Source organism: Ralstonia sp. UNC404CL21Col (assembly GCF_000620465.1).
Taxonomy (GTDB): Bacteria; Pseudomonadota; Gammaproteobacteria; order Burkholderiales; family Burkholderiaceae; genus Ralstonia; species Ralstonia flatus.
Window position 1 is genome coordinate 1,027,464 of record NZ_JIBE01000003.1, and the last position, 24,073, is coordinate 1,051,536.

Consider the following 24,073-nt stretch of genomic DNA (forward strand, 5'->3'; position numbering starts at 1 on the left):
GCGCGCACATGAAACGCTTGCACGCCCTGCGTCGGCCTGCGGTGCTGGTCTGGTTGACCGGCCTGCTGCTGTGCGCGGTCGTGATCGGGCGTACCCGCTTTACGGCGGACTTGTCGGCGTTCCTGCCGCGATCGCCGAGTGCGGAGCAGCGTGTGCTGGTCGACCAGTTGCGCGAGGGGCTGGTGTCGCGGCTCATCCTCGTCGGCATTGAGGGCGGCGACGCGGCCACCCGCGCAACGCTGTCAAAGCAGCTGGCCGCCACGCTGCGTGCCGACGCACGGTTCAGTGCCGTCAATAACGGCGAGCCCGTGAGCGAGGCGCGCGACCGGCAGTTCGTCTTCGACCACCGCTATGTGCTCAGCCCCGCGGTCACGCCACAGCGCTTTTCCACCGAAGGGCTGCACGCGGCGCTGGGCGAAAGTCTGGATCTGCTGAGTTCATCGGCCGGGCTCGTCGCCAAGACCATGCTGCCGCGCGATCCGACGGGCGAGGTGGCGGCGCTCGTCGGCCAGCTCGACAACACGGCGCTACCGTCGTCGATGCATGGCGTGTGGGCATCGCGCGATGGCCAGCGCGCCGTCCTGGTCGTGCAGACAACGGCTGCCGGCTCCGACACCGATGCGCAGGCGCAGGCCATCGATACCGTGCGCCGCGCATTCGAGGCGGCCGCCCGCACCGTGCCGAACGCGACGTCAACGCGCATCGTGATGACGGGCCCGGGCGTGTTCTCCGTCGATTCGCGCGACACCATCAAGCACGACGTCGAGCGGCTTTCCGCCGTCAGCCTCGTGCTGGTGGTGGCACTGCTGCTGACGGTGTACCGCTCGCCGCGTACCGTGGCGCTGGGATTGCTGCCGGTGCTGTCGGGTGTGGCGGCGGGCGTGGCGGCCGTCAGCCTGACGTTCGGCGCGGTGCATGGGCTCACGCTCGGGTTCGGCACCACGCTCATCGGCGAGGCGGTCGACTATTCGATCTACCTGTTTGTGCAATCCGCCCGCTTGCGCGGCGCCACCGCCAATGACAGCCTGCGCGCATGGATTGCCACGTACTGGCCGACCATCCGCCTGGGTGTGCTGACCTCGGTGTGCGGCTTTGCGTCGATGCTGTTCTCGGGCTTTCCGGGGCTGGTGCAGCTGGGGCTGTATTCAATCGTCGGATTGGTGACGGCCGCGCTGGTGACGCGCTATGTGCTGCCGCATCTGCGGGGTGCAGAAGGGGCAACGCGCGATGTGTCACGCGTGGGCGCGTGGCTGGCGCGGGCGACGTCTGCCGCACCGCGCCTGCGCTGGCTGTTGGCGGCGGTGCTCATCGGTGCATGCACGACACTTGCGCTGCATCGCGATGGCTTGTGGAGCCGCGAACTCGCCGCGCTGAGCCCCGTCCCCGCAAAGAGCCAGGCGCTCGACGCCAGCCTGCGCGCAGACGTGGGCGCACCCGATGTGCGCTATCTGGTGGTGATCCCGGCCGCAACGGAACAGGCCGCGCTGGAAGGCGCCGAGAAGATCGCCGCGCAACTGCAGCCGCTGGTGGACAACGGCGTGCTCGCCGGCTTCGAAAATCCCGCGCGTTATCTGCCGAGCGATGCCACGCAGCAAGCGCGCCTTGCAAGCCTGCCCCCCGCCGATGCGCTGGCCGCCCGCATGCGCAGCGCCGTTGAAGATCAGCCGATCCGCGTGAAGCCCGATCTCTTCGCCCCGTTCATCGCCGATGTGGAGGCGGCACGCACGCAGCCCCTTTTGCGGCGTGCAGACCTGAAGGGCACGTCGATGGCATTGGCGGTGGACGCGCTGCTGACCGAGCGCGCCGGGCAATGGAGCGCCATGCTGCCACTGCGTGCACCAGCGGCCGCGCCGGCCACTGCAAATAACGCCACAAATCGTCCCAGCCTGGACGCCGCCCCGATTCGCTCCGCCGTCGCACAAGCGAACGTGCCCGGCGCGCTCTTCGTCGACATGAAGGCCGAAGCCGATCGGCTGTACGTGGATTACGTGCGGGAAGACCTGCGCCTCTCGCTCGCGGGTTTTGCGGCGATCGCGTTGCTGCTGCTTGTGGCGCTGCGCTCACCGCAGCGGACGCTCCGCGCGTTGGCGCCCCTGGTGGCGGCGGTGCTGGTGGTGACGGCCGGCTTTGCGGTGGCACGCGTGCCGCTGACCATCCTGCATCTGGTCGGCATGCTGCTGATCGTGGCCGTGGGCTCGAACTACGCGCTGTTCTTCAATCAACGCACGCAGGCCATTGCGCCGCAGACGCTGGTGTCACTGCTGGTGGCCAACCTGGCGACGGTGGCCGGCTTCGGCCTCCTGGCGTTTTCCCGCGTGCCGATGCTCGAAACCTTCGGGCTGACCGTCGGCCCGGGCGCCATGCTTGCGCTGGTGTTTGCCGCCATCCTGGCGCCACGCGCCCATCACGATCAGCACGCCGCCGCATGAACGCACCGACCACCTCACCGCTTGGCACAGCCCGCCGCTGGAAGCCGAGCCCCCTGATCAACGGCGCCCTGGCACTGCACGCCGGTGCGGCCGTTGCCGTCGCAGCCGATCCATCGACGTGGCCGTGGGCGGGCGGCAGCGTCATCGCTTCGCATCTCGTGCTGATGGCCGGCGGTCTGTGGCCGCGCAGCCGCTGGCTCGGCCCGAACTGGACGCATCTGCCCGCCACGGCGGGTCAGCAGATCGCGTTGACCATCGACGACGGCCCTGACCCCGATGTCACGCCGCGCGTGCTGGACATGCTTGACCAATACGGCGCCAAGGCCACCTTCTTCTGCATCGGCGACTTGGCGCAGCGGCACCCGCGCTGCGTCGAGGCCATCGTCGCGCGCGGGCATGCGGTGGAAAACCACAGTCAGCGCCATCGGCATACGTTTTCGCTGCAGGGGCCGGGCGCGTTGCGACGCGAGATTGCTGCCGCGCAAGACACGCTCACGCAGATCACCGGCACGCGCCCGCTGTTCTTCCGCGCGCCGGCCGGCCTGCGCAATCCGTTTCTGGAGCCCGTGCTGTGTCGGCTTGGCCTGCAACTGGCGAGCTGGACGCGCCGCGGCTTCGACACCCGCTCGCGCAACGCCGAAGCCATTGCCCATCGCCTGCTGCACGGTCTCGCCCCACGGGACATCCTGCTACTGCACGACGGCCACGCGGCGCGCGATGCACACGGGGCGCCTGTGCTGCTGGCCGTGTTGCCGAAGATGCTGGAAGCCGCCGCCCGCGCGCAATTGCAGTGGACGACGTTGCGCGCTGCCCTTCCCGCCCAGCCGGCGCAGAGCACGCGTCCGCAAATGGCCATTTGATAAAATTTGTTAAGAATCGGCGCGCCAGTCTGCCGAACCATCCCACCCCACCATCGCCGCGACATCCTGCCCGTGAAGCCCGTCCTGCTCACGCATTTCACCGCCACGAGCTGCCTCGGACGTGGCCTTGACGCCACGCTCGACGCGTTGCGCGGCCAACGTGGCGGCCTCACGCCGTGCACCTTCCCGCGCGCTGATCTCGACACCTGGATCGGCGAAGTGCCCGGGGCCGACGCGGCGCCCGTGCGTGCAGACCTGGCCGATTTCGATTGCCGCAACAACAGGCTCGCCCAGATCGGCCTCACACAGGACGGTTTTGCCGAAGGCGTTGAAGCCGCCAAGGCGCGCCATGGCGCCGCGCGCGTCGGCGTATTCATCGGCACCAGCACGTCGGGCATTCTCGAAACCGAGCGCGCCTATCAGCAGCGCGATCCGCAAACAGGCGCGTTGCCGGGGAGTTTTCACTACGCGCAGACGCACAACATCTATTCGCCCGCCGCGTTTGTGCGTGCGTACTTTGGGCTGAGCGGCCCGGCCATGGTGATTTCGTCGGCGTGCTCGTCGGGGGCCAAGGTTTTTGCCTCGGCGCGGCGCATGCTGGCTGCGGGGCTCATCGATGCGGCGGTGGTCGGCGGCGTCGATTCGCTGTGCCTGACCGCCCTGTACGGCTTCAACTCGCTTGAGCTGCTGTCGCGGCAACCATGCCGGCCGTACGACGCGGCGCGCGACGGTATCTCCATCGGCGAGGCAGCGGCCTTTGCGCTGCTGGAGCGCGCCCCCGCCGCCAACGACGCGCTGGACGACGGCGCCATCCTGCTGCTCGGCATTGGCGAATCGAGCGATGCGCATCACATGTCGTCGCCGCATCCCGAAGGATTGGGCGCCCGCGCGGCCATGGCGCAAGCGCTCGCCACCAGCGGCCTGAGCGCAACGGACATCGACTACATCAACCTGCACGGCACCGGCACGCCCAGCAATGACGCTGCGGAGGCGCGGGCCATCCAGGCGCTGTTCGACGGCACGGCGTGCAGTTCCACCAAGGGCGCGACCGGCCACACGCTGGGCGCGGCGGGAGCGTTGGAAGCCGTGATTACAGCGCTGGCGCTACGCCATCAATTTCTGCCCGCCGGCATCAACACCACGCAGCCCGACCCGGCGTTGAACGTCAACTACCTGACAACCAGCCGCGACGCGCCTGTTCGCGCGGCACTGAGCAACGCGTTTGGCTTTGGCGGCACGAATTGCAGCCTGGTCTTTGCCCGCGCAGGCGATGTGGGGGTGTCGTCATGACCGGCCTGAGCGTCTTCATCGAAAGCATCGGCGTGCTGGGCCCCGGCCTGCAGGATTGGCCGCACACGGCTGACGTGCTCGCAGGCCGCGCACCCTACGCACACGCGCCGACGGAATTGCCGCCGCCAGCCGGCCTGCCGTCGGTGGAACGTCGTCGGACGGGGCCGGTAGTCAAACTCGCGCTGGCAGTCGGCCACGAAGCCGTTGCAGCGAGCGGACGCGATGCCGCCACGCTGGCCACGGTCTTCAGCTCGTCTGGCGGCGACGGCCATAACTGCAACGCCATCTGCGAGACCCTGGCAGGCGACGATCGCAAACTGTCGCCCACGCGCTTCCACAACTCCGTGCACAACGCGCCGGCCGGCTACTGGAGCATCGCCACGCACGCGATGGCGCCGTCCAACGTGCTGTGCGCGTACGACGGCAGCTTTGCCGCCGGCCTGCTGGACAGCCTTTGCCAGGTCGCAATTGACGCCACACCCACGCTGCTGATCGCCTATGACGGCGATTATCCGGAGCCGCTGAATGCGGTGCGGCCCGTGCCCGATACGTTTGCGGTGGCGCTGGTACTCGCGCCCGAAGCCGGCCCGCGCACGCTCGCGCGCATTGACGTCGCGCTGACGGACGCGCCCCCGACGGCGTTGGCACACACTAGCCTGGAAACCCTGTGGCACGGCAACGCCGCAGCCCGCGCGCTGCCATTGCTGGAAGCGTTGGCCGCACGGCGTGCAGGCCGCGTGGTGCTCGAGTATTTGCCCGAGACCCGCGTGCAGGTCGACATCACCTTCAGCACGCCATGACGTCAAGCGCGCAGCCGGCTCCGCCGCTTGACCGCAACTGGATCGCGGCACGCATTCCGCACAGCGGCGCGATGTGTCTGCTCGACACCGTTGTCGCCTGGGACGAAGCACACATCCATTGCAGCGCCACGAGCCATCGTGACGCTGCCAACCCGCTGCGCTCGCACGGTCAACTGGCTGCCGTCTGCGGCATCGAATACGCCGCTCAGGCGATGGCCGTGCATGGCGCCCTGTGCGATGCTGCGCAAGCGCGCCCGCGCGCCGGCTTTCTTGCCAGCGTGCGCAACGTTGAAGCCCACGTCCCGCGCCTCGACACCATCGACGCACCGCTCGACGTCGAAGCTGAACGCATCGGCGGCGACGGCAACAACGTCCTGTACCGATTCACCGTGCGCAGTGGCGCGCGCATCCTGTTGACCGGCCGCGCCGCCGTGGTGCTCGACGCGTCCGTTGCATGAACCTGTTTGTGAGGATTCCGCTGTGAAAGGCCCTCTGCTTTTGATCCCTGCGCTGCTGTTGGCGCTGCTCAGTCCCCTCGCCCATGCCGACTTGTCCGAGACCAAGGAAAACATCAAGCAGGGCACGAAGGAAGCCGCTCGCAAGACCGGGCATGCCGCGAAGGAAGCCGGGCATGCGACGGCCAATGCCGCGCGCACGGTTGGGCATGGCGTGAAGAATGCGGCGCATGCGACCAAATGCGGCGTGAAGCATCTCTTCAAGAAGCCTTGCGAGAGCGACTAGAACGCTGCAACCCTGCAGACTGAAGGCCAACAAAAAACCCGGCGTCCTTGGCGGACTGCCGGGTTTTTTGTTGAGTGCCGAGAGGGACTTAAAACGGTTCTTAGCACCTCTCAAGAACTAGCGGCAACGGCTCACCTTAGCTAGAACGTTGTGTGACGGGAACCTCTGGCATGTAGCCCGTACGTACCCCCACAGAAATGTAAAGATTTTTGTGGAAATTTCCACGTCAACTCGCGCGCAAACCTCACATTTCCCTACGACCGCCCTATCCATTCTCCGCCGGTGCACTGCAATCAACGATCTGCCATCCTCGCGCCGTCAGAATTCCGAGCTCTTCCTCCACGAAAGCATCTTTTCGCATCGCAAGACAAAGTAGGTGCGATGGTCGAGTCATCGCGACGTAGTGGAGTTTGAGTCGACCGAGCATGCGCACACCTTCCATTACAACCTTGCCGTTCTTTCCTGCGCTGGAGCCGCCAACCCGTGTCCCAAGCAGCCACGGCTTCAGTTCGCTCAAGTGATGTTTATGGTAGAAGCTGTCTAGCACCAACGTCGCAGTGTGGGTTTCCCCCTTCACCGAGTGGATGGAGCCAAGCCTGATCTCTACTTTCGGCACATCTCGTGGGTAACCAAAATGATTGCTGGTCGGAGAACCGGGCACATCCTCCCTCTCCTCCTTAATAGTGGCGGGCGACCACTCAAGAAAGGCTTTAGCATCGTCCGTCAGCACCGCGTCATTGCTCAATCCCCCAACAACTGCATGCACCAGCGGAAGTACCTTAGCGTTCCAAGCTGCCGCGTCAAAGGCTGCTTGCTCGGTGATCACCATATCAACGAGCTTCAGATACGCTTCACGCGCGGACGCATCAAGCAGAACATCAAGCAATCTCCTGTGTGCTGACCTGTGATTAAAGCCAGGATGCGGCTTCCCAAGGAGATCGCTAACCGCCAATAGAGCGGATGCCAACGCATCAACCGCCACGTGCGTGTTCCCGGCTTTGACTATCCCGACCCTCGCCCTTGCGAGATATTGGATGAGACTACCGGGTGCCGACTCCTTTTTCGCGCACGCAGGGTCATAGCTCGGTTGGTAGTGTCCCATCGCGCGTGGTATGGGATCTTCCTTGTCAAGTTCGTGAACACCGGCAACGGCGACGTAGGTTCCATTGGCAAGGTCCCGCTCACCAAAACAGGAGACGAGATGCGCCCCATAGCGGGGTAGCACTTCGCGCACTGATTCGTCGTCGAAGAGGAAGAGCACTGGCGCCTTCGGTCCAGCGGCAATCTTGGTGCTTGTAGGTCCAGCGCCAATGAGCATTTGCGGCGCGACGCCGAAGCCTTTGACTTCGTCCGCCATAGCCTGGCAAAAACGGTAGCTACGCGGGATATCGTGTTTTGATCCAGAAGGGAAGCGATCCGTTGCAGCACCTTCCTGGCCACTGTGAGCGTAGATGGCTTGATTCGAATCTCCGAACCGCTGGCGGCGCGAAGGCGAGTCGCCGGCACAGAAGATTCGATGCAGCAAGGCCGATTGCTCCTCGCTATTGTCTTGTGCCTCGTCAATGAAAAGAAGAGGGAAACGTGCGCGCAAGTCGTACGCAACTTCGGGCCGTTTGTCGAGCAGCTCATTCGCCCAAACGAACATCTCGTCAAAACAAAAGTAGCCTTGTTCGCTTGAGCTACGTGCCGCCTCGACCAGTCTCTTGTAGAGGTCTGAGTCTCGGCCCAGCTTTCCCTTATCGCCGCCGGTATAGTCAGTCGCCGCATACATCAACGCATACTCGCTGAGCTGCCGCTTTTCTAACACGAAACGCCATTTCCACTCGAGTGATTTCATCCGCCTCGAAAGCGCGACTTGCGTATCTATCATCTGCACTGGATTGCCCTTGGAACGCAGCCAGGGAATTGCGAGATACTCATTCACGAAGGAATGGATGGTGCCAACGAAATGTGGGTAGCGGAGCAACGAAATCCCGGCCGCAGAGTTGCTGAGCCGCTCCCCGATCTCGTTGCGTGCAGCATTGGTATGGGACAGTACGCAAATGCCGCGCTGACGATAAGGCCAACGCTTTGCGAGAACCGCGAGCTTCGCCACTAGCAGAGTTGTCTTACCACTTCCCGGGCACGCCTCAAAATCCGCTGTCTCGAGGCTCAACATAGCTCGCAAGCGGCTATCGTCTCCCTCCACTGAGCTGAAGGCATCAGGCCCCAAGCCCATCAACTGCGATGCCCAACGGGCATCGTCTTCCTGTATAAAATTGGCCAGAGGGTCAATCATCCCAGCGCTCCCCCGGCATCCCCGCTCTTTCCCGGAGCAAGATTTGCGTCGAACGGTGCCGTCACATACTCGATCGCAGCGATCACATAGGGAGGCAGCCGATCGCGTAGCTGATCACATGTCATTTTTTTCTCTGACATCAGAGCCTCGAGACTCTCTGCGAGATACTGAGCAGCGATCGCCTTAGACGCTTTTTCTATTTCGAACTTGGCGTACACATGCGACGCTAGAGTTGCCTTGTCGAGCTTCTGATCAACCAGTAGCTTGAACTCAGTCTCTGCTGCGTTGATCACATCGGCTTGCTTCAGGCTACCGGCTTGTATGCCGTCATCACCGAGCGCGAGCGCGGCCGAGCCCCACACAAGCTTCTCTAAGCCAAAATACGCGAGATCAAACTCCAGCGTCCATTCGTTGGCGACGAACGTTTCAACCCGCTGGCCAGACGCCTTTGCACGACGCTCCTCGCGCCGCTGCTCAAGCGTGTCCCCCGGGAAATCCTGCTTCACACGCCATTGCCGCTTCGATGGTGGCCGTGAGGGTATCGCCTCACCTTCCTTGAGCTTTCCGACAATCCAAGGGGCATCGTTCGGCATGACGTCCATGTCGGTGACGCATGCAACGGGAATGTTCACAAGGCCGTCTGTCTCAGGCTCCTCTCGCATAAAGATGCGAGCATAGCGACCAAGTCCGACACCACCGACATTGACGACCGAGACCCCATAGAAATGGAAATCCCGGCCCAGTAGCTTCGCCAGCACGGGCAGCAGAATGCTCTCGGCGTCGCCTTCGACAACTAGTACAGCGCGCGCGAAGAAAAGGTTGGCTTTTGTTACATCAAGAAACCGCTCGAGGAAGCGATAGTCGGACTTACTTAACTTCGTTCGCCCCTCACACAGCGGAAATGCCCGCGCGCCTTTGATCAAGGCAAGGTTATCGAGCCTCAGCTCTGAGGCCAAATTGGGGCTATGTGTCGAGACGATGATCTGAATCTTCTGGCCATCCTGCCGAATCTTGTCCACCTGGTCCTGAAGAAACGACATGAGGCGGAGTTGACGTTGAGGGTGGAGATGCGCTTCAGGTTCCTCGATTAGCAATAGCGGGAAGCCATCACTCTCCGTTGCTAGCAATAGCAACTCGCAGGCCATAAAGAGGAGGTTGTTGGACCCGAGCCCGCGCCCGTGCGTACTACCCTCATTTTTTCCGCCGGTTAGCACCAGTTCGAGCTTCTCGAGCAACTGTCTTAGACGAATCGCATCTTCTCGCGACCCATTCACGCCGATGCTCGCCTTCAACAAGTCATTCGCAAAAGACAGCGGTTCGAGATACTCGTCGTTGAGGCGCTTACTCGCCTGCTTGATGCCGTCGCTCTCCCCGAAAAGATAGCTGGCATAGTCGCCAAGACCTAGGATGCTCAGCGTCTTAGGGTCCGGGTTGGGGTTCGCTGCGCTGTCGAACCCAACACCGCTTCCTTTGATTTCCTTGGTATGTTGAAGAATTTGGGACAGCCGCGACCCACGCCCAGCACTCATCGCCCGCTCGGCGTCACGCAGCGGTCGCAAATACGTTGCCGTGAGTAGCGATCGAGCGCCGAAGTCGAGCACTGGCCCGTCACCGTTTGCACCAGTTCTCCACTCCGGTGCAAGCAGGCGCCTAGAGGTGCTCTCATTGTTATTGCGCTTCGCCACCCACGTAATGATCAGCGTTGTCTCAACCTTCCCGTCGATAGTTTCGTAGGTCAAAAACTCGGCGAAAGCACCTCGATCAGCTGCTGTCAGGTCGCGAAACTGTAGCCTGATGATGATCTGATCGGCTCGACCGGCTCCTGCCACTGACTGGTGGAAATCAGTGGCATCGACTCGCAACATTTCCTGGTCTCTTGTGCCGAGAACGAGCCGAATGGCGTCAATCAATGCAGTCTTCCCGGCGTCGTTTTCTCCGATAAGGGCGGTCAGCCCTGGCTTGAGACTGAGAGCAAAGGCATGCTCACCAGAACCGAACAAGCGAAAATTCTCGATCTTAATTTCTGAGATGTACATGCACTCTCCCACGCATAGCAGCGCTGCGAATTTTTGCCAAACATAGCGGACGTTTCCACTACCGGATTGGGCTCGAGCTTATTGGGACGGTCCGCCTTTCGACACAGACAGAGGCAGATTTCGACAGCCTTAACCGCCCCAACTCAGAAGCCCGTACCTCGCTAGAATTCCGTTCTTTCCATGCTATGCATTTCCAACTGGCCAAGTCGGATTTGATCGGCAAGATACGTAAACCGAGCGCCGGAAAGGTTCGAACCGGCCGACACCTTTCCCGATATAAACTGACCACTCGGCGTACGCCAGAACGCCATTAGTCCATCTGATATCTTGCTCAATCGAATGGTCCCCACCAGAGCACGCGCATCAAGCCGCGTTCCACCCTCAACTTGAAGCCAACCCGAGTTCGAGAGGGTCAATTGAATTGACGCAAAATAACTTTGCCCATCGGGCACCTCCAGTGCGGAGATCGCGTTAGCAAGCGCTGCTACGTCGCCGACGTTCTTGGACAACACAGCAGTCAGCAAGTCTTCGTTCTCAAAGTAGGCTCTGAGTCGATCTAGCTGCGCCATTCGAGTTTGGTTTTCAATCGTGCGCTCCCACAAGAGAGCCTCCGGATCTGAACCAAACCTCGACAATCTCAACTTCGCCCCGCTCTGAATGGCGTTGTAGAGCAGAGAAGCAGCGGCTGCTTGTACCGCCGGAGTTGACGCCGGGTTGGGCAAATCCGATGCGGAAACGAAGCTACTGTTTCGGGACGCCACCATCTGTGTAGCAATGGAGGCGGCGATCACCGGATAGTCTGGGCTTTGCTTGGCTTGCAGGTCAGCCAGCCATTTTCTAAGAGATGCGTCCAGCGGTTTCTGCATCGCCAAGAAATCCGCCGCCGCTCGTTGGTTCCCAAAACTGGAGCTGCCTAACATCTTGACCGCATACTGCTCTGCGTTCCGAGGCGCGTGACGGGCGACGTTCTTGAAGGCAAAAAGTGCCCAAGGATTGGGGACGTCCGACTTGTCGAGAACAGTCAGACTTGCATTAAGCAGACTTTTCTCACGCCACAGCGTTTCAAAAATAATGTCTCGCTTGCGCTGGGAGTACTTCCCATCCCCTAGCACGGTGTTGATTACTTCCTTCAGTTGCACGTCGTCGTCGTACCCGGCGACGATCCCCTTCGCCGCTTCAATCAATCGTGCAGCATCCATGAAAGTGCTATCGCTGGTATCCAAGTCCAGCATCACTTGGCAGAGTCTGTTTTTTTCATCCGCCGAAAGCTCCACACGCGAGAACATCGGCTGACGATCGTACGTTTGCCGTGCTAGTCGAATGGAGAGCGCGTCTACCACGGCGCGATTGCGAAACTTCTCCAGCGTTTCCTTCACCGGAGAATTCGGCATCGAAACCGACATCCACTCTCGAACTTTGGCATCGATGAAGGCTATCGAGCTACTTTTCAAAGAGCTATAGCCGATGAATCCCGACCCCACGATCAACGGAATTGCCAGCCCCCCAACTAGTAGCACGACGTTTCGCGCTTCGGAGAAGACAGACAGCGTACGCTGGACCGCCAGTTCGCCAATGTCCTTCTTCGCGTTCGCCAACTCCGTTGCGATAGCCGCCTTCGCTTCAATCAGATCCTGCTTGGCTTGATCGACCGCCGCGAGCGACTCATCCGAGCGATTCTCGATTTTTCCGGCGATTGCCTCCACCCTCTCAACCGTGATCCTCAGGTGCTCATCCAGCAATTTTCTAATCTCGCGCTCTTGTAACAAGAGCTCCAACGTCTTGTCCGACATTCTCCCCTCGATAGTTCGACTGAACCCATGCCCACATGGTCACGGAGTGTCTCTGCTGAAGCGACACTAGGAGTCCAAGTTAGCATTAGAGCAAGCGAACTGCGTCCCTCCAAGCAGGGGGAGTGAAGGCTCATTGACACTCGACAAGAACCCGTCGTCGGTCACCACCGTGCTATCGCGCAATGGGGATTTACTTCCTGGCGCCCCTAAATTGCATGACGACGCGATGAGCGTGCGCACCAGTAAGAAATCGACTGCGGGGCAAATCAGTGTGGAACAGACCGCGTGCGAACTTCATGCGGCAGCACAGATGGGGGTCCGCATTTCGTGATGGATGAATTCGGAAAATCTGTGCTGGACCTGCACGCCGAACGCACGCGTGCTACTCCCCTATCGCACGGCTGCCCCGATTGGGTAGAGGTAGACTGCAGCTAGCGAAGCTGCGGCGACAGCGCGCCTGGCTTGAGGAACACGACGCCGTGTTCGATAAAGCCTGACGATCGCGGTGGACCATTGAGTACGGTCTCAAGCATTGGCCGGTGTCCGATCAGCCATGTTTTTCGGCACGACTCGGCCTTCGCCGGCATTCTGTCGTTGCCGATTACACGGCAACTCAATACCTTGGTCACACAGTCTCCGGGGCAAGGCGACAGAGATCATCCGAAGGCGTGGCTTACCTTAGTCCCGATCGTAAGTGTCGTAGTTATCGGGGTCGCTCATCCAGTCCGGTTCGATATCGTTGAAATACATGTGGTGCGTTACCGGCAACAGTTCGACGCTATCTAGCGTCAACCCATCAGCATCGATCTGGACCGTCACCAGCGCCTCGAACTCAATTTCGACGTCGACAGGAATTGTGGCGCTACCCATGCTCATGTAATCGCGATCAACGCTGTCAAACTTTTCAAAACTAAAGTGTACGTGGACGCCCAACATGGCGACTCCACCGACCTTAATCACGGCCTGCCCACCGTCGCGCGATATGGTGTCTAGCGTGGTACCGGTCGCATCGGGAATGTCGAGGCTAACATCCTCAACTGTTGCCTCAACGCCCTCCTCCTCAACGGCGAACTGAGAGTCGGCCTCGACACGAAACTCGAACTTGTCCACCTGATGCCGTATGGCCTCGAGTACGGCAGCATGAAGTCCTACAGCATCTCCGGCTACAAACAGCGCAGCGAGGCGTACGGCGGGCTCGCGGGCCGCTCCCAGCCCTTGAATGGTAGACAGTGCAGCAGCGAGATCGTCGACCACAACGAGGCGCTTTGACTGGGCACCGTAGCGTTGCCAGTCCTTGTCATGTGCGACGGCCAGAATTCGCGTGTCGCGATCCTCGGCCCAGCCTTCCAGGGTCGACAACGCGACTGCATCAGGAAATTCTTGCTTTTTCTCACCAGTTTCCGCGAACGGCGGCTCACCTGCCTCGTAGCGGCGCATAACCTCACCAATCGAGGCAAACTCATTCTCAAGAATGACCTCTGCCCCCACACGCTGCGCCCAATCATCGAACCGCTTCCGGGCGCGCACATCATCATCCGCTATCGCGAGAGCGCTTAGTGCTGTCAGTTCCTCCTGATGCTCAGAGCTCAACGCTCTATGCTTGGCGGTATGCGTCAGTGCAGTGCGTAGCGCCTTCGTGGCATCCGTCGCGTTCTTTGCAAGATGCCGCTTCACCTCGTTAGCTACCGTGTTCGCTATGACGAGTTCAAACTCGCTTTCGCGAAACTGCTCGAGTTGAGCGAGCAGCCCACTTTCCAGAGCGAGACCATTCTTCTCGAAGATCGACGTGTCAATGGTCAGCGCGGTGATATCACCAGCGAGGATTTGATTGTTGATTTTCTCGTCCATGAATGCTTTCGCCCTAGCCATTAACGTTCTGATTCTCGCGCGGCGAGAAGCATATTCCCCGAGTTCCGATGCTCGCAAGAGCAACTAGGAAATATCAGCACACGACAATGTGAATGACGGGTACCCGCGATCCTCTCCCGCTATGGTCTTAGTCCTTTTCAGGAAACCAAATCGCTGCCGACTCAGGGTTCTCTCTTTTCCACCGCTCGAGCGCCTCGCCTTTGAGCCATAAGTCTGTTTCCTCTCGCCCGGTGTAGCGTTGCGACGGATAGCGACGTTCGCCAGTTACACTGCCAGAGGAGCGTTCACGTCGCGGTGCCGGAACGGGACGCGCCGGCCCAGCCGTCGTCCGTTCGGCATGAAGGCGGCCGCGCTCCGCTTCGATTGCCGGATGATGCAGCCACCGCTTTCCCGCTACCTCGTCGACAATCAACCGCGTGAACTCAGACTCGGTTACCTTGCCACCCAGGCGGGATAGGTCGATCTCAAGTGTCGGAAGATTAGTCTCGCGGATCCGCGCGAGGCGCACAGCATCCATCCTGTTCGTCACGGTGATTTCGATAAGCAGCTTCTCGGCGGGCCATCCGAGAGCTGGCAGGGTGACGGCGGTAACATCCGGGATGATCCGACCCATGCGCTGTTCAAGTGCGACTGACTGAAGCTCAAGCGCCTGCGCATCGCGGCACTTGCAGGTAGTTGCTTCCTGCGGCCATTGCTGCGAGCGCTCGGTCACGCTCATCTGCGGAACCATAAGACGCTTTTCGCGCTCGAGGATCTCCTTGGCCTTCCTGTGCAGCAGCGTTTCACGAATCTCTTGTGTCGTTGCCGCGTCGTGCAAGCCAATCTCTCCGTCAACCAGGTCGAATGCATCTGCAGCACGCGCGCGTGCTTGATTCATCGCAGAATCAAGTAGGACATTGTCTTGCCAGTGGCCACACCACTGCGCCCTGCTCACGAGCAGTCGCGTACGGTTGCGCAATTCCTCAGGACTCATCGCAGCCAGCGCCACATCGTCGACCCGCACCTCGATCGCAGCATGCTGCACACCGTCCGTACCGCCGGCGTGGCCGCCTACGAGAACGACGTACAGCTCCCGGCCATCGTCGAGCGTGACGATCGCCGCGGCCTCATCTGAAAACGAGCAAGACGAGATGTGCACTCGCTCGGCCGGCGCATCAATCCATGCGTCATAAAAACTGCCAGAGAGGCCGGTAATGCGCGCCGTGCGCCGGCGGCTCGGTAGGTCCAGGTAGCCTGTGCTCCCTAGTGTTGCCAGAAAGGCAGCGCGCGCCGCCAGCACAAGGCACGAATGCTTTTCGGTGCCAGCGGTATGGCGGAAGTGCGGCCGCCGCAAGTAGGTTTCGCGAGCGGCATTTACGGCGATTAGCGCACCGCCACAACTCACACACTCGCAGTCGCAGTAGGCGCCACGGTGATTTTCGTCGAGCTCAAGGATGTAGCGTGGGGCACCGGTTTTGCGCTCACGCGCCCAAGCCATCAAGCGGCCTGCTTCCGCCAGGCGCCTCTCAGGCAAATGGGCCTGCACATCAACAGCCCAGGCAGCACCAAGCCTGTCCGGACCTTTGTTGTAAGGCATAGCGCGCTCCCGAAACGGTGCCGGAATCACTCTAACATCGAATCCGACCAACGCCAGAAGATCCCGTCAACCACCCCTTTCACGTCAGGTTTGACAGCCAAGTAGACGGTTAAGATTGGTTCTCAGTTGTTCTTCAACAGCGCTGCGAGGCAGCGCCCACACCTCTGAAAGCGTGGCGCACACTTTCCACGCATCCCAGGGTTTCAGGGGAACGCCTCCCTCCGTAGCAAATGGTCCATCAGTCTCCGGAAGGACGCGGTCCAATGGCATGTGGCTCAATAAACTGCGGCCCTTCTCACCGGCGAGCATGGCAGGCCCGACGCTGAACCAGCAGCCGAGGCGTGCGGCCATTCGAAGCTCGGTGACTCCTCCGGAAAACCAGTGCAGAACTGGATAGCCTACGTCATGTGCTCTAGCCAACGTTTCGATAGTTCGCTGCACAGCTCCGCGGGAGTGGATACTGACGATTCTGCCGCCTTGTCGACCACATTCAGCGAGGACTGCTTGAAAAATGTGCTCCTGTAGCTCAATGGATTTTTGAAATCTTCGTGAGCCATCGAGTCCAACTTCACCGATAAATCTTGCGTCCTTGACTCCTGCAACCAAAGCGTCCAGCTCACTAGCCTTTGCCTCCGCAACTTCGGGATGAAGGCCAAGGCCAACGTGGATGTTTCGCAACCCACAAAATACTCGCGAGGTTGCATGAAAGGCGCGTGGGCTGGTCGTGACGACGAGGGTAAACTCGTTGCGGCGATTGACCTTGTGTGCCAGTGTTAGGCCGTCGGGATAGAGGTCAAGATGTGAGTGGAAGTCAATCACAGGACACCGTGCGAGCGCAGTAGGACACCCAATTCTTGCAGTCCGCGCTCGACCACGCCCTCAAACGCAACGCGGCTAGACGGCTCCGCAAAGGCAAACTGCCCCGCAGTGAAGGCACGAATGCCATCGTCATCGACTTTCACCACAGCAGTCGCGACTGCGGCCACGTCGTTCGGTCCCTTATCCGGCTGCGCGGCTTTCAGATCGTTGTGAACGTAGATTGCAGTGGTATCGGTGATGCCGGACCGAAGAAAAGCTGAACGGCGGACCATGCAAGGCACGCACCGACCACAGTGCCGCAGTCCGAACACAGCGAAACGGCCACAGCTCGTTGACATGCCGGCCAGATCTGCCAATTGGGCTTGGTCAAGGCACTCAGCCATCATCTCCCCTTTGGTACGGGCAGCGTATGGGAGCCGCAAGGTCGCGGGTATCCCGAGTTGAGTCCAGAGAGCTTGCAAACGCTGCATGAACACCGGGTGGGTGGTCTTCGTGCTCAAGCTACCTACTCGGCCAGCGTTCAACGGCACATTCAAGCTGATGAGACCGTTCTCCGGCACGAACACCTCCACAGATCCAGCATCGGTCGCAGTTGCGTGGCTGTGGGCAGCAAGTGCCGCAAAAGCAAAAAACACGATGGATCGACCCCGTGTGGAGCCCTCGCCGTCTCGCTGCGGCTTCAACCATATGTTCTGGTTCCATTGCAAATGACGCTCTCCGGCTCCAAGTGCGTTCGCGTACAGCACTTGGGTCTCCGAATCGCCCTTCGCAATATGCGAAACAAAGAGGGGGCGCCGCCCTTGAGCCGTGAGGTCCAGTGCACCAATCAGACTGTCGAGACCACCTGACAAAAGGGCTACGCAGTCCGCATCGTGCACTACGCGTTGTCGGGGAATCGGTGGGGGGTATCCACCATCGATGAAGCGCAGGTGCCAGAAGTCGCCCGTCAAGAAGCGTAGTGCCTGCTCGATTTCGCGCTTCAACTGCTCGAAGGGCTGAGGCTCATACAAGGCTACTTCCAACTCGATAATTCTGGTCCAACCGTCGGCTGAGACGCCTCGCTCTACCGCATGGTCGGCTGCGTTGACCGCAAGTGCGAACGATAGGAAGTCCCAGCTGGATATACCCGGGGCAAGACCTGCTCGCCGAATTTCGTCGATGAGGGATGTCCCTACGGTGCTAACGTCAGGTAGTCCATCGTGTGCGTACATCGAGACATACGTGGTGTCGGCCCGACGGGAGTCCGGAATCAGGTCTTTGGGTGCACCGAAAACCTTCGTCATAGATCAGTCTCGAAGAGTTCGAAGGTCATCTTCAATGACTCCTGCAGAATGCCGTCCAATTGCGACCGTGTTGGATTGGCGCTATTAATTCGAAGCAAGTCGACATGCGCCCCAATTTCGTTCTTGAGAAAGCGCCGCATCTCCCTTTCCCGTATGACCGCGGTTCTTGGGTCAAGCTGCGAGCTTTCGAAGATCGGGCCCAAGTCAAAGCAAAGCCGGTTGGCTGCCTCGGTCGCCAGATAGCCTTTCATCAACTCCCAGATTTCATCGATTCCCATGCTCAACGGGTCAACGGCTGGGTCGTCCTTAATGAGCTCTGACAAGGCAAAGTCCATTGCATCACGGAACGATTCTTCGTCTGCACTGCCACCCGGGGGGGCCAGCTCTCGCACGATGGCGCCCACCACGTCTTCCGCCGAAGGATTGGTTGCGCGCAGGGCATCAACCCATTGGCGAGCCTCGGCTGACGTCCCTTGGCTGAGAGCGTTGAGAAATGAGAACAACGCAGCGCCAGCGCTGGTCGATGCGCGCATGCGGCTGGCTGCGGCACTCGCGCCACCACTACCCCGACGCGAGTAGTGCCCGACCGCGTTTCGAAGATGCTGCGTGTTCCCGGTTTTGGCGAACTTTCCGAACTCTCGGCGAGCCTCCCCATAGCGAGCGGACGGGGCATTGCCAGTTGGGCCTGCGGGAGAATTCGGAGGCTCCCCGTCACCAGGGGAAATCGCGCTGCCCTTGCCAATGTCGCCAACAACATCATCAAGCCAAGGCGGATCGAGGCTTACTCCACTGTTCGGTCCCGTGCTGGAGGTAGAAGTACCCATTACTTAGAACCCTTCTTCTGCAGGTAACGGCGCGACTTTTCGTCGGTCTCAGGGTCATCCTTCCAGTCCCGCAATAGGTCGCCGGCCCAGGCGCGCGATTTAAGCAGGGGGAGGAGCGCCACGTTGCGCTTGTTTCCAGGAACCTCGAAGAGTGCCGGCGCAAGTTGAAGCCCTAGAGAAGGATGGGCGTCAGTGCAATTGAGGCATCGAATGATGTCGTCGAGCTCCCACTGACTTTCTCGGGCCTTGCGTATCGCTCGGTTGAGAATTCGTGAGACGTCTCCCTCCCCAAGGGCTGTAAGCTGTTGGACCAAAATTTTCGAAAGCTCAGTCGCCTCCATGGTTGCCTCAAGGACCTTCTTCGCTTCAGCGGACAACTCATCGTAGGCGGCAAGGCCTAAGCTGCGGTCGCGGCTCAGGTGCAGGATTGGCCGCAGATCCTTGTCTGCCAAGCGTGGAGCCAGCTTGACCCATTGCTCATAAAACGGGCCGGTCCACGACGCGTGAGGCGGTTCGTACTTCTCTGCCTTTTGTGCCGCAGTCTCAACGGAGTCCAAGAACTCGGCCTTGCCGTTTGCGTCCGAGGCTACCGCCTTGGTTAGGAATTCGAAGGCGGCACTCGATGCGCAGCGCTCGAAGAGTTGAATCTTGACAAGCTCTTCCAAGGCAAGCGGCATGCCCATCTCTTCGGCAATGGTTTGCCGAATCATGAGATTGTTGAGGAATCGCTTGATGAGTCGAGGATTGCCCGCAATTTCAGCCGAGGTAACGAGTAATGGCGCCAATTGGTCAGCAATGTCCAATTCTTTGGCCACGCGCGCCTTCTCGGGCTTGAAGGCTTCGTCGAGAAGCTCGCGCGAGATTCCCGTTGCCCACGACTTCTTGAGCAGCGCAAGAACCGAAGCTTGGCCACTCGACTGAACTTGCGAGGAGAGCCGGTCCTTTCGTGCAGCAAGTTCCGTCAAAAGGAGCGCAAGGTAAGCCTTGACCTCGTTGATGCCCAAGCGAGGAACACGCAACGGAATTTGGATGAGCTTATCGAAGTAGCTGGTGACAAGCCCTTCTTCAATGTCGACACCTTTGAAATGAGCTCGGACCGCCCCCCGAATCATGCTTTCATCCGCAGCTATCAAGAAGGCGGTTCGCTTGACGTGAAGCAGCAGCCGCATCGCCTCCAATGTTCCAATGGCGGTCGTGGGTAGACACCGATCGAGGTCATCTACAAACACCACAAGGCGAACATCGAGTTTTTCTAGTAGCTCAGCAAATGCTCGACGCAGGCCCTCAATTTCCTTCGGCAGGGACGCTTCCGTCTTGTCCCCAATGATGTCCTTCAGCTCAGGGGAGAGCTCGGCATAGGCTTCCCGAACCGCGTTCAGGCCTTCCGCACGTTTTTCTTCATCGGAGAAACCTTGTATCAAACCGCTGACTGCGCCGAACAGCGTCCCGAGAGGGCCCGCAGCGACGGTTCCCACGGCGACGTGCGCAATCGCGGGCGCGACGATTCGGCCAAGCTTGAGCAGCTTCACACGCTTGGCGAAATCCACCGCTTTGTCGACAAACGTTTTCCGTTTCGTTGCTTCCTCGACAAGGCGGTCTGAAACCGCTTGAAGTAGTGCCTGACGCGCGTCTTCGTAGCCCTGGTAAAGCCACGCGTTAAACTCCATGAGGATGTATGGCGGGTTCTTTCCCTCATTCTTCGTCCCTTGTTCCAGCTGAGCCTGAACAAGTTTTACGAGGGTCGATTTTCCAGCCCCCCAGCCACCGGATATTCCGATAGTGACCGGCGTGTCCCCCGCGTCCTTTATCAGATTGGCTGCCGCGTTCGCTATCAAACCGAAGTTGAGTAGGTCAACCTCAGCCTCAATGTCGTGCCACATCTATTATTTTCCCGGTTCGTACGGCTATCCTGAATGCTGAATGCACCTTTCGTCTTTTGGGTGGTGGTCGAGACGACTGGCTTACACATTTCCCACGCCGGCTAAGGCTACGAGAGTGGAGCGGGCGGTTGCAGACCGAGCCAGCCTGCAACACTGCACTGTAACGGCGACTCACGTTAACTTATAAGCCGGTCTTGCGCCCATAATTCAAGGCCACTTGCGCTAGAACAATCGGCTAAAGGCTCTTCGAGAGATTAGGCGACCATTTGTCCTCTCTTTCCATCCCCTAAACAGATAATTTGAGGGGGAGTAAAAATATTACCCCCTCAGCTTGGCGGTTTTTTTAGATGTTTTGTGACACGTGAGTGAGCGACGAGCTTTGGCCGTTCCAGGCCGCCATTCCCATCGATATCACCTTCATCTCGCTGCGCAGAGTAATGAAAAACCACAAGCGAAGTACGGACACTCCAAAAAATGAAGCCCCGCTTCGAACGGGGCTTTACTCATGTGGGCTAGGCAAAAAGCGGAACACGTGCCAAACCGCTCCAACCCTAATCGGCTTACTCTAAGCCAGGTGTCGACACCTGATGTGAGTCCTCTCGTCCGTCCTAGTGAACCTCTATTGGTTGAGTTTTGCCTGGAGATCAAGCTGTGACTCAGGGCTCGAGAGACCGGTCCAGCCGCTTGTCCTCACAAGGTGATATCGATCTGACTCATCCCACCCCTCATCATCGTCATCTATGGCGATCCATTCTCTCGCTACATCAGATGAGGTCCTAGAGAGGTATCTCTTGATCTGCTCGTAGCGCGAGGCCCTCACAAACCAGTTGTCGTCTAGCCGGTGATGTCCTTCGTGGTGGCGCCCCATTGCGGAATGCCAAGTCGCACCGATAACCCTCCGTCGCAGTGAATCGGGAAGAAAGTCACGCGCCCTGCTGAATCCCAAGACACGAACCCAAGACGTCGATAGCACAATCCGCAAGTCGGGGCACCGCTCCAAAGTCGCTGTGAGTATAGGCGTCCACATAAAGAGCTCGCCGTCGGCCCGCAAGACTGGCCGCCCATGGACTAGGTATACGGCGTCCGGATGCAGAACTCCGTCGTAGTCCAGGAACAGGATCAACTTAGAATCTCCGTTGCCTACATACGGTGGTAGCTAGCGCAAATCATCCCAAGCGCAGTACCGTGTTCCGTCTTTTGACTGATACAGGAAATCGCCATCCCTTTCCTCAGGTAAGAGTCGGACTGCAAGAATCATGGCGTCGTCCAAAGTGCACTGAAGAGTTATCACGCTTCCTCGCAGCAGAGATATCTCCAAGCTCTCTGTCTCTTCGACAAAGACGGCTCCGACCACATCCGACTGTTCAAGCTTCAAGTCGAAACCAAGCGTGGGCATACGAAAACAAACTTGGTCAGCAGCGGTGGCAATTCGCAATTCTGCTTCGGTAGGTCTGCTTCCATTCCGTACAGCGTTACGCCCTTTGCGACGAGTGCTCATATCGAAGAAGTAGGTTACAGAATCTCTATTGTGACTCAAAACCCACTGACATCAAAGTTTGGTATTAGCACTATGCGGGCATGTCGATCCACCCGCCTCGCCCCGTCAGACCGGACCCTCGCCAGGTGTTGGCTGACAACATGCGGCGACTGCGGGCGGAACGCGGTTGGTCACAAGAAGAGTTGTCTTTTCGATCCGGACTGGACCGTTCTTTTTTGGCGCATGTAGAGCGATGCGCGCGTAACGCCTCGCTGGATAGCATTGAGCGCGTAGCTGCTGCATTTGAGCTTCCAATCGCAGCTCTCTTTGACGAAGACTCGTCGCAACCAAGTGGCTCTTAGCCCCACCAGTTGCTCTTTCGTAGGCTGTGCCCACATCCTGGCGTACCATACGTCGAACGCCATTGGCGATGGCAGCCCCTTTGCAAAGTCGCACGGGGCTCGCCGAAGTTGATCGTTCATGTATCTATTCGGTCGTACCGCGGTCTATCTTTGGCAGCGCGCGATTTAGGTCACGATCCAGGATACCCATCGCATAGGCGTTGTACTGCCAGACAACGAACTGCTGTAGCAGTGCGCTGTTCTCACGTCGAAGCCGTGCGTTTTCATTTTCGAGCCTCGCAATACGCTCAGCAGCGATGCGAATTGAGCCTGGGCTGGCGAGGCTCTCCGACACACCTGACTTGAGCCTCTCTTTGCAGCCAGCAAAAGCTTGCTGCACTCGAGCACAGTGATAGAGCGTCTGCCTGGTCGGAGATAAGCCGATGATCGGCGCGCATGCCTGACTCAATGCATCCCAGGTAAGTTTCCCTTGCCAGCCGTCCAGCAACTGAACAATCCTAAGGATGTCATCGTCGGTCAGATGCCTAGCCACGATCGATTTCCTTTCTTACCCCAACCGGCCGCGCCCTAGCTGATGACTTGATTGCGCGTGGCTGCACAGTGCCACCGAGCGCTCTACGAATGGGGCTGAACTCGTCCGGATCATGGAGCCGTACGATCGTTCCGTCGGGAACTGAGGGTTCCTCGAGAATCGCGATCAACTGCCGCAACCGTGTTTCGGTCTTTGCATGTATGTCATACCATCGGTCGGCGCCCGCAGTCCCGTTTGCGATTTCGATTGAAGCTCGTTTACATAGGTTCGATACCTGCTCAAGACGATGCTTGAGGCGCTCTAGCCTTTGGTCCCCCTTGATACAGACCTGCTCCGTACAGTTGAGGCAATCCCGAAAGCGTTGGCAAGGTGACATGACGAAATCATGGACACAGAAACCGAATTCGGTGACGTGAGCAGTCGGCGCTGCCAGTCCGTTGAACTCCTGCTGTGTCATAGGGATGCGCTCCGCAAGCCGCTGCGCAATTTCCTGCATCGGTCGATCAAAAGAGAGTGCAGGATCCCGCGATCGCAACATGTCCACGAGTTCAAATTCGGACATGTGATCGTATGCGCGGTTTTGCCGAACGTCTGTTCGGCCTGACCAACGAGCCAGCTCTGCTTGGCTGAGTCCCCCTCGCTGCGCCAGTGTATTCAAATAGTGTCGAAATTGGTGGGACGACACCTTCAGTGATGCATCCCAACCGTGGCGCATGAAAATCGATTTTCCTTTGCCATCCGCTTTGCGCCTTAGGTCTGTGTTGAAGACGTTCACGGTGGGGCGCTCGAGACGCACTGGGCATGGGAATATGACATCGGTTCTTAGTTGCCCCCTGAGAAAAGCAAAAAGCGCGTCGCGATAGCGCAACCTTCGCCGAACGTCAAACCACGGAAACTGTCGGGGAAGATAGGTACGTGCCCACCGATTAAGATCCGACAGGGTGTAGCTATAAGGGCTCTGCGACAGCCCTCTTCCATTAAGTTGACCTTTCGCAACACGCCGGTCACCACTGAGATCGAGCGCAGCAGCAATTTCTTCTGCGCCAAGCAGCGTCTCTTCCGAGACAGCCGGGCAATCTAAATGCCTATAGAACAGCTGCGGCGCATCTTCCAGCCAACCGGCCAAACGACGAGCATCTTCAGTAACTCGACGCACACGCGCGATCGCCTCAATTGCAAGCGACTCCATTGAGCTGGGTATCCACTTGATACCCGATACACCACCCT

The 24,073-nt window shown here is 59.4% G+C and carries 18 protein-coding genes and 1 pseudogene; 7 read left to right on the top strand and 12 right to left on the bottom strand.

Annotated elements, in window-relative coordinates; translation table 11 throughout:
- The first annotated feature begins 8 nt into the window (after positions 1–8).
- The 6 genes from N511_RS0104895 to N511_RS0104920 all read left to right on the top strand — a co-directional run bounded on the left by N511_RS0104895 (position 9) and on the right by N511_RS0104920 (position 6,120).
- Positions 9–2,429: an MMPL family transporter gene (locus tag N511_RS0104895; protein WP_027678271.1), complete on the top strand. Its 2,421-nt coding sequence runs from the start codon at positions 9–11 to the stop codon at positions 2,427–2,429.
- Positions 2,426–3,289 (top strand): polysaccharide deacetylase family protein, encoded by an 864-nt coding sequence (locus N511_RS0104900; protein WP_027678272.1) that lies wholly within the window; start codon positions 2,426–2,428, stop codon positions 3,287–3,289. Before N511_RS0104895 ends, N511_RS0104900 begins: the two co-directional genes overlap by 4 nt.
- Positions 3,290–3,361: 72 nt before the next feature.
- Positions 3,362–4,579 carry a beta-ketoacyl-[acyl-carrier-protein] synthase family protein gene (locus tag N511_RS0104905; protein ID WP_027678273.1) on the top strand — a complete coding sequence of 406 codons (1,218 nt, stop codon included), beginning with the start codon at positions 3,362–3,364 and terminating at the stop codon, positions 4,577–4,579.
- Entirely contained in the window at positions 4,576–5,379 is an 804-nt protein-coding gene (locus N511_RS0104910; RefSeq protein WP_027678274.1) for a beta-ketoacyl synthase chain length factor, read from the top strand. Before N511_RS0104905 ends, N511_RS0104910 begins: the two co-directional genes overlap by 4 nt.
- The gene (locus N511_RS0104915) at positions 5,376–5,837 is read left to right on the top strand and encodes a hotdog family protein (protein ID WP_027678275.1); all 462 of its coding nucleotides are present in this window, start codon (positions 5,376–5,378) and stop codon (positions 5,835–5,837) included. Before N511_RS0104910 ends, N511_RS0104915 begins: the two co-directional genes overlap by 4 nt.
- Positions 5,838–5,859: 22 nt before the next feature.
- Positions 5,860–6,120, top strand: a complete 261-nt coding sequence (locus N511_RS0104920) for a hypothetical protein (RefSeq protein WP_027678276.1) — start codon at positions 5,860–5,862, stop codon at positions 6,118–6,120.
- 265 nt (positions 6,121–6,385) lie between these two features.
- Here N511_RS0104920 and N511_RS0104925 read toward each other — a convergent pair whose 3' ends face one another.
- The 10 genes and pseudogenes from N511_RS0104925 to N511_RS25355 all read right to left on the bottom strand — a co-directional run bounded on the left by N511_RS0104925 (position 6,386) and on the right by N511_RS25355 (position 21,598).
- Complete coding sequence (locus N511_RS0104925; RefSeq protein ID WP_027678277.1) at positions 6,386–8,398, bottom strand: UvrD-helicase domain-containing protein; 2,013 nt, start codon at positions 8,396–8,398, stop codon at positions 6,386–6,388.
- Positions 8,395–10,434: an ATP-dependent nuclease gene (locus N511_RS23705; protein WP_051530825.1), complete on the bottom strand. Its 2,040-nt coding sequence runs from the start codon at positions 10,432–10,434 to the stop codon at positions 8,395–8,397. The genes N511_RS0104925 and N511_RS23705 overlap by 4 nt, the downstream gene beginning before the upstream one ends.
- Before the next feature lie 161 nt (positions 10,435–10,595).
- Complete coding sequence (locus N511_RS0104935; protein WP_027678278.1) at positions 10,596–12,224, bottom strand: hypothetical protein; 1,629 nt, start codon at positions 12,222–12,224, stop codon at positions 10,596–10,598.
- A 1,347-nt stretch (positions 12,225–13,571) separates the two neighbouring features.
- A pseudogene (locus N511_RS25675) lies at positions 13,572–14,093 on the bottom strand (PIN domain-containing protein); the annotation flags it as partial.
- Positions 14,094–14,220: 127 nt separating this feature from the next.
- Positions 14,221–15,669, bottom strand: coding sequence for a hypothetical protein (locus tag N511_RS0104945; RefSeq protein WP_027678280.1), 1,449 nt, complete (start codon positions 15,667–15,669; stop codon positions 14,221–14,223).
- 84 nt (positions 15,670–15,753) lie between these two features.
- The gene (gene qatD, locus N511_RS24705) at positions 15,754–16,488 is read right to left on the bottom strand and encodes a Qat anti-phage system TatD family nuclease QatD (RefSeq protein ID WP_081785313.1); all 735 of its coding nucleotides are present in this window, start codon (positions 16,486–16,488) and stop codon (positions 15,754–15,756) included.
- Positions 16,485–17,771 carry a Qat anti-phage system QueC-like protein QatC gene (qatC, locus tag N511_RS0104955; RefSeq protein WP_027678282.1) on the bottom strand — a complete coding sequence of 429 codons (1,287 nt, stop codon included), beginning with the start codon at positions 17,769–17,771 and terminating at the stop codon, positions 16,485–16,487. Before qatC ends, qatD begins: the two co-directional genes overlap by 4 nt.
- Complete coding sequence (qatB, locus tag N511_RS25630) at positions 17,768–18,595, bottom strand: Qat anti-phage system associated protein QatB (RefSeq protein WP_027678283.1); 828 nt, start codon at positions 18,593–18,595, stop codon at positions 17,768–17,770. Before qatB ends, qatC begins: the two co-directional genes overlap by 4 nt.
- A complete protein-coding gene (locus N511_RS0104965; protein WP_027678284.1) occupies positions 18,595–20,475 on the bottom strand; it encodes a KAP family P-loop NTPase fold protein in 1,881 nt (626 codons plus the stop codon). Before N511_RS0104965 ends, qatB begins: the two co-directional genes overlap by 1 nt.
- 619 nt (positions 20,476–21,094) lie before the next feature.
- Positions 21,095–21,598 carry an HAD domain-containing protein gene (locus N511_RS25355; RefSeq protein ID WP_037026279.1) on the bottom strand — a complete coding sequence of 168 codons (504 nt, stop codon included), beginning with the start codon at positions 21,596–21,598 and terminating at the stop codon, positions 21,095–21,097.
- Positions 21,599–22,113: 515 nt separating this feature from the next.
- Between N511_RS25355 and N511_RS24710 the strand changes: the two genes are divergently transcribed.
- On the top strand, positions 22,114–22,314 hold the full coding sequence (locus N511_RS24710) for a helix-turn-helix domain-containing protein (RefSeq protein ID WP_231479594.1): 201 nt from the start codon (positions 22,114–22,116) through the stop codon (positions 22,312–22,314).
- 124 nt (positions 22,315–22,438) lie between these two features.
- On the opposite strand, the gene N511_RS0104980 is transcribed toward N511_RS24710, so the two are convergent.
- A complete protein-coding gene (locus tag N511_RS0104980) occupies positions 22,439–22,846 on the bottom strand; it encodes a hypothetical protein (RefSeq protein WP_027678286.1) in 408 nt (135 codons plus the stop codon).
- Positions 22,839–24,035 (bottom strand): hypothetical protein, encoded by a 1,197-nt coding sequence (locus N511_RS25185; RefSeq protein ID WP_155954017.1) that lies wholly within the window; start codon positions 24,033–24,035, stop codon positions 22,839–22,841. Before N511_RS25185 ends, N511_RS0104980 begins: the two co-directional genes overlap by 8 nt.
- Positions 24,036–24,073 lie beyond the last annotated feature (38 nt).

What these genes read in the sequence shown, in the direction of transcription:
- N511_RS24710 (WP_231479594.1), top strand. Translation starts at nt 22,114, where the DNA reads ATGCGGCGACTGCGGGCGGAACGCGGTTGGTCACAAGAAGAGTTGTCT.
- N511_RS0104895 (WP_027678271.1), top strand. Translation starts at nt 9, where the DNA reads ATGAAACGCTTGCACGCCCTGCGTCGGCCTGCGGTGCTGGTCTGGTTG.
- qatB (WP_027678283.1), bottom strand. Translation starts at nt 18,595, where the DNA reads ATGGGTACTTCTACCTCCAGCACGGGACCGAACAGTGGAGTAAGCCTC.
- N511_RS0104945 (WP_027678280.1), bottom strand. Translation starts at nt 15,669, where the DNA reads ATGCCTTACAACAAAGGTCCGGACAGGCTTGGTGCTGCCTGGGCTGTT.
- N511_RS0104925 (WP_027678277.1), bottom strand. Translation starts at nt 8,398, where the DNA reads ATGATTGACCCTCTGGCCAATTTTATACAGGAAGACGATGCCCGTTGG.
- N511_RS0104910 (WP_027678274.1), top strand. Translation starts at nt 4,576, where the DNA reads ATGACCGGCCTGAGCGTCTTCATCGAAAGCATCGGCGTGCTGGGCCCC.
- N511_RS0104915 (WP_027678275.1), top strand. Translation starts at nt 5,376, where the DNA reads ATGACGTCAAGCGCGCAGCCGGCTCCGCCGCTTGACCGCAACTGGATC.
- N511_RS25185 (WP_155954017.1), bottom strand. Translation starts at nt 24,035, where the DNA reads ATGGAGTCGCTTGCAATTGAGGCGATCGCGCGTGTGCGTCGAGTTACT.
- qatC (WP_027678282.1), bottom strand. Translation starts at nt 17,771, where the DNA reads ATGACGAAGGTTTTCGGTGCACCCAAAGACCTGATTCCGGACTCCCGT.
- N511_RS0104900 (WP_027678272.1), top strand. Translation starts at nt 2,426, where the DNA reads ATGAACGCACCGACCACCTCACCGCTTGGCACAGCCCGCCGCTGGAAG.
- N511_RS0104965 (WP_027678284.1), bottom strand. Translation starts at nt 20,475, where the DNA reads ATGTGGCACGACATTGAGGCTGAGGTTGACCTACTCAACTTCGGTTTG.
- N511_RS0104935 (WP_027678278.1), bottom strand. Translation starts at nt 12,224, where the DNA reads ATGTCGGACAAGACGTTGGAGCTCTTGTTACAAGAGCGCGAGATTAGA.
- N511_RS23705 (WP_051530825.1), bottom strand. Translation starts at nt 10,434, where the DNA reads ATGTACATCTCAGAAATTAAGATCGAGAATTTTCGCTTGTTCGGTTCT.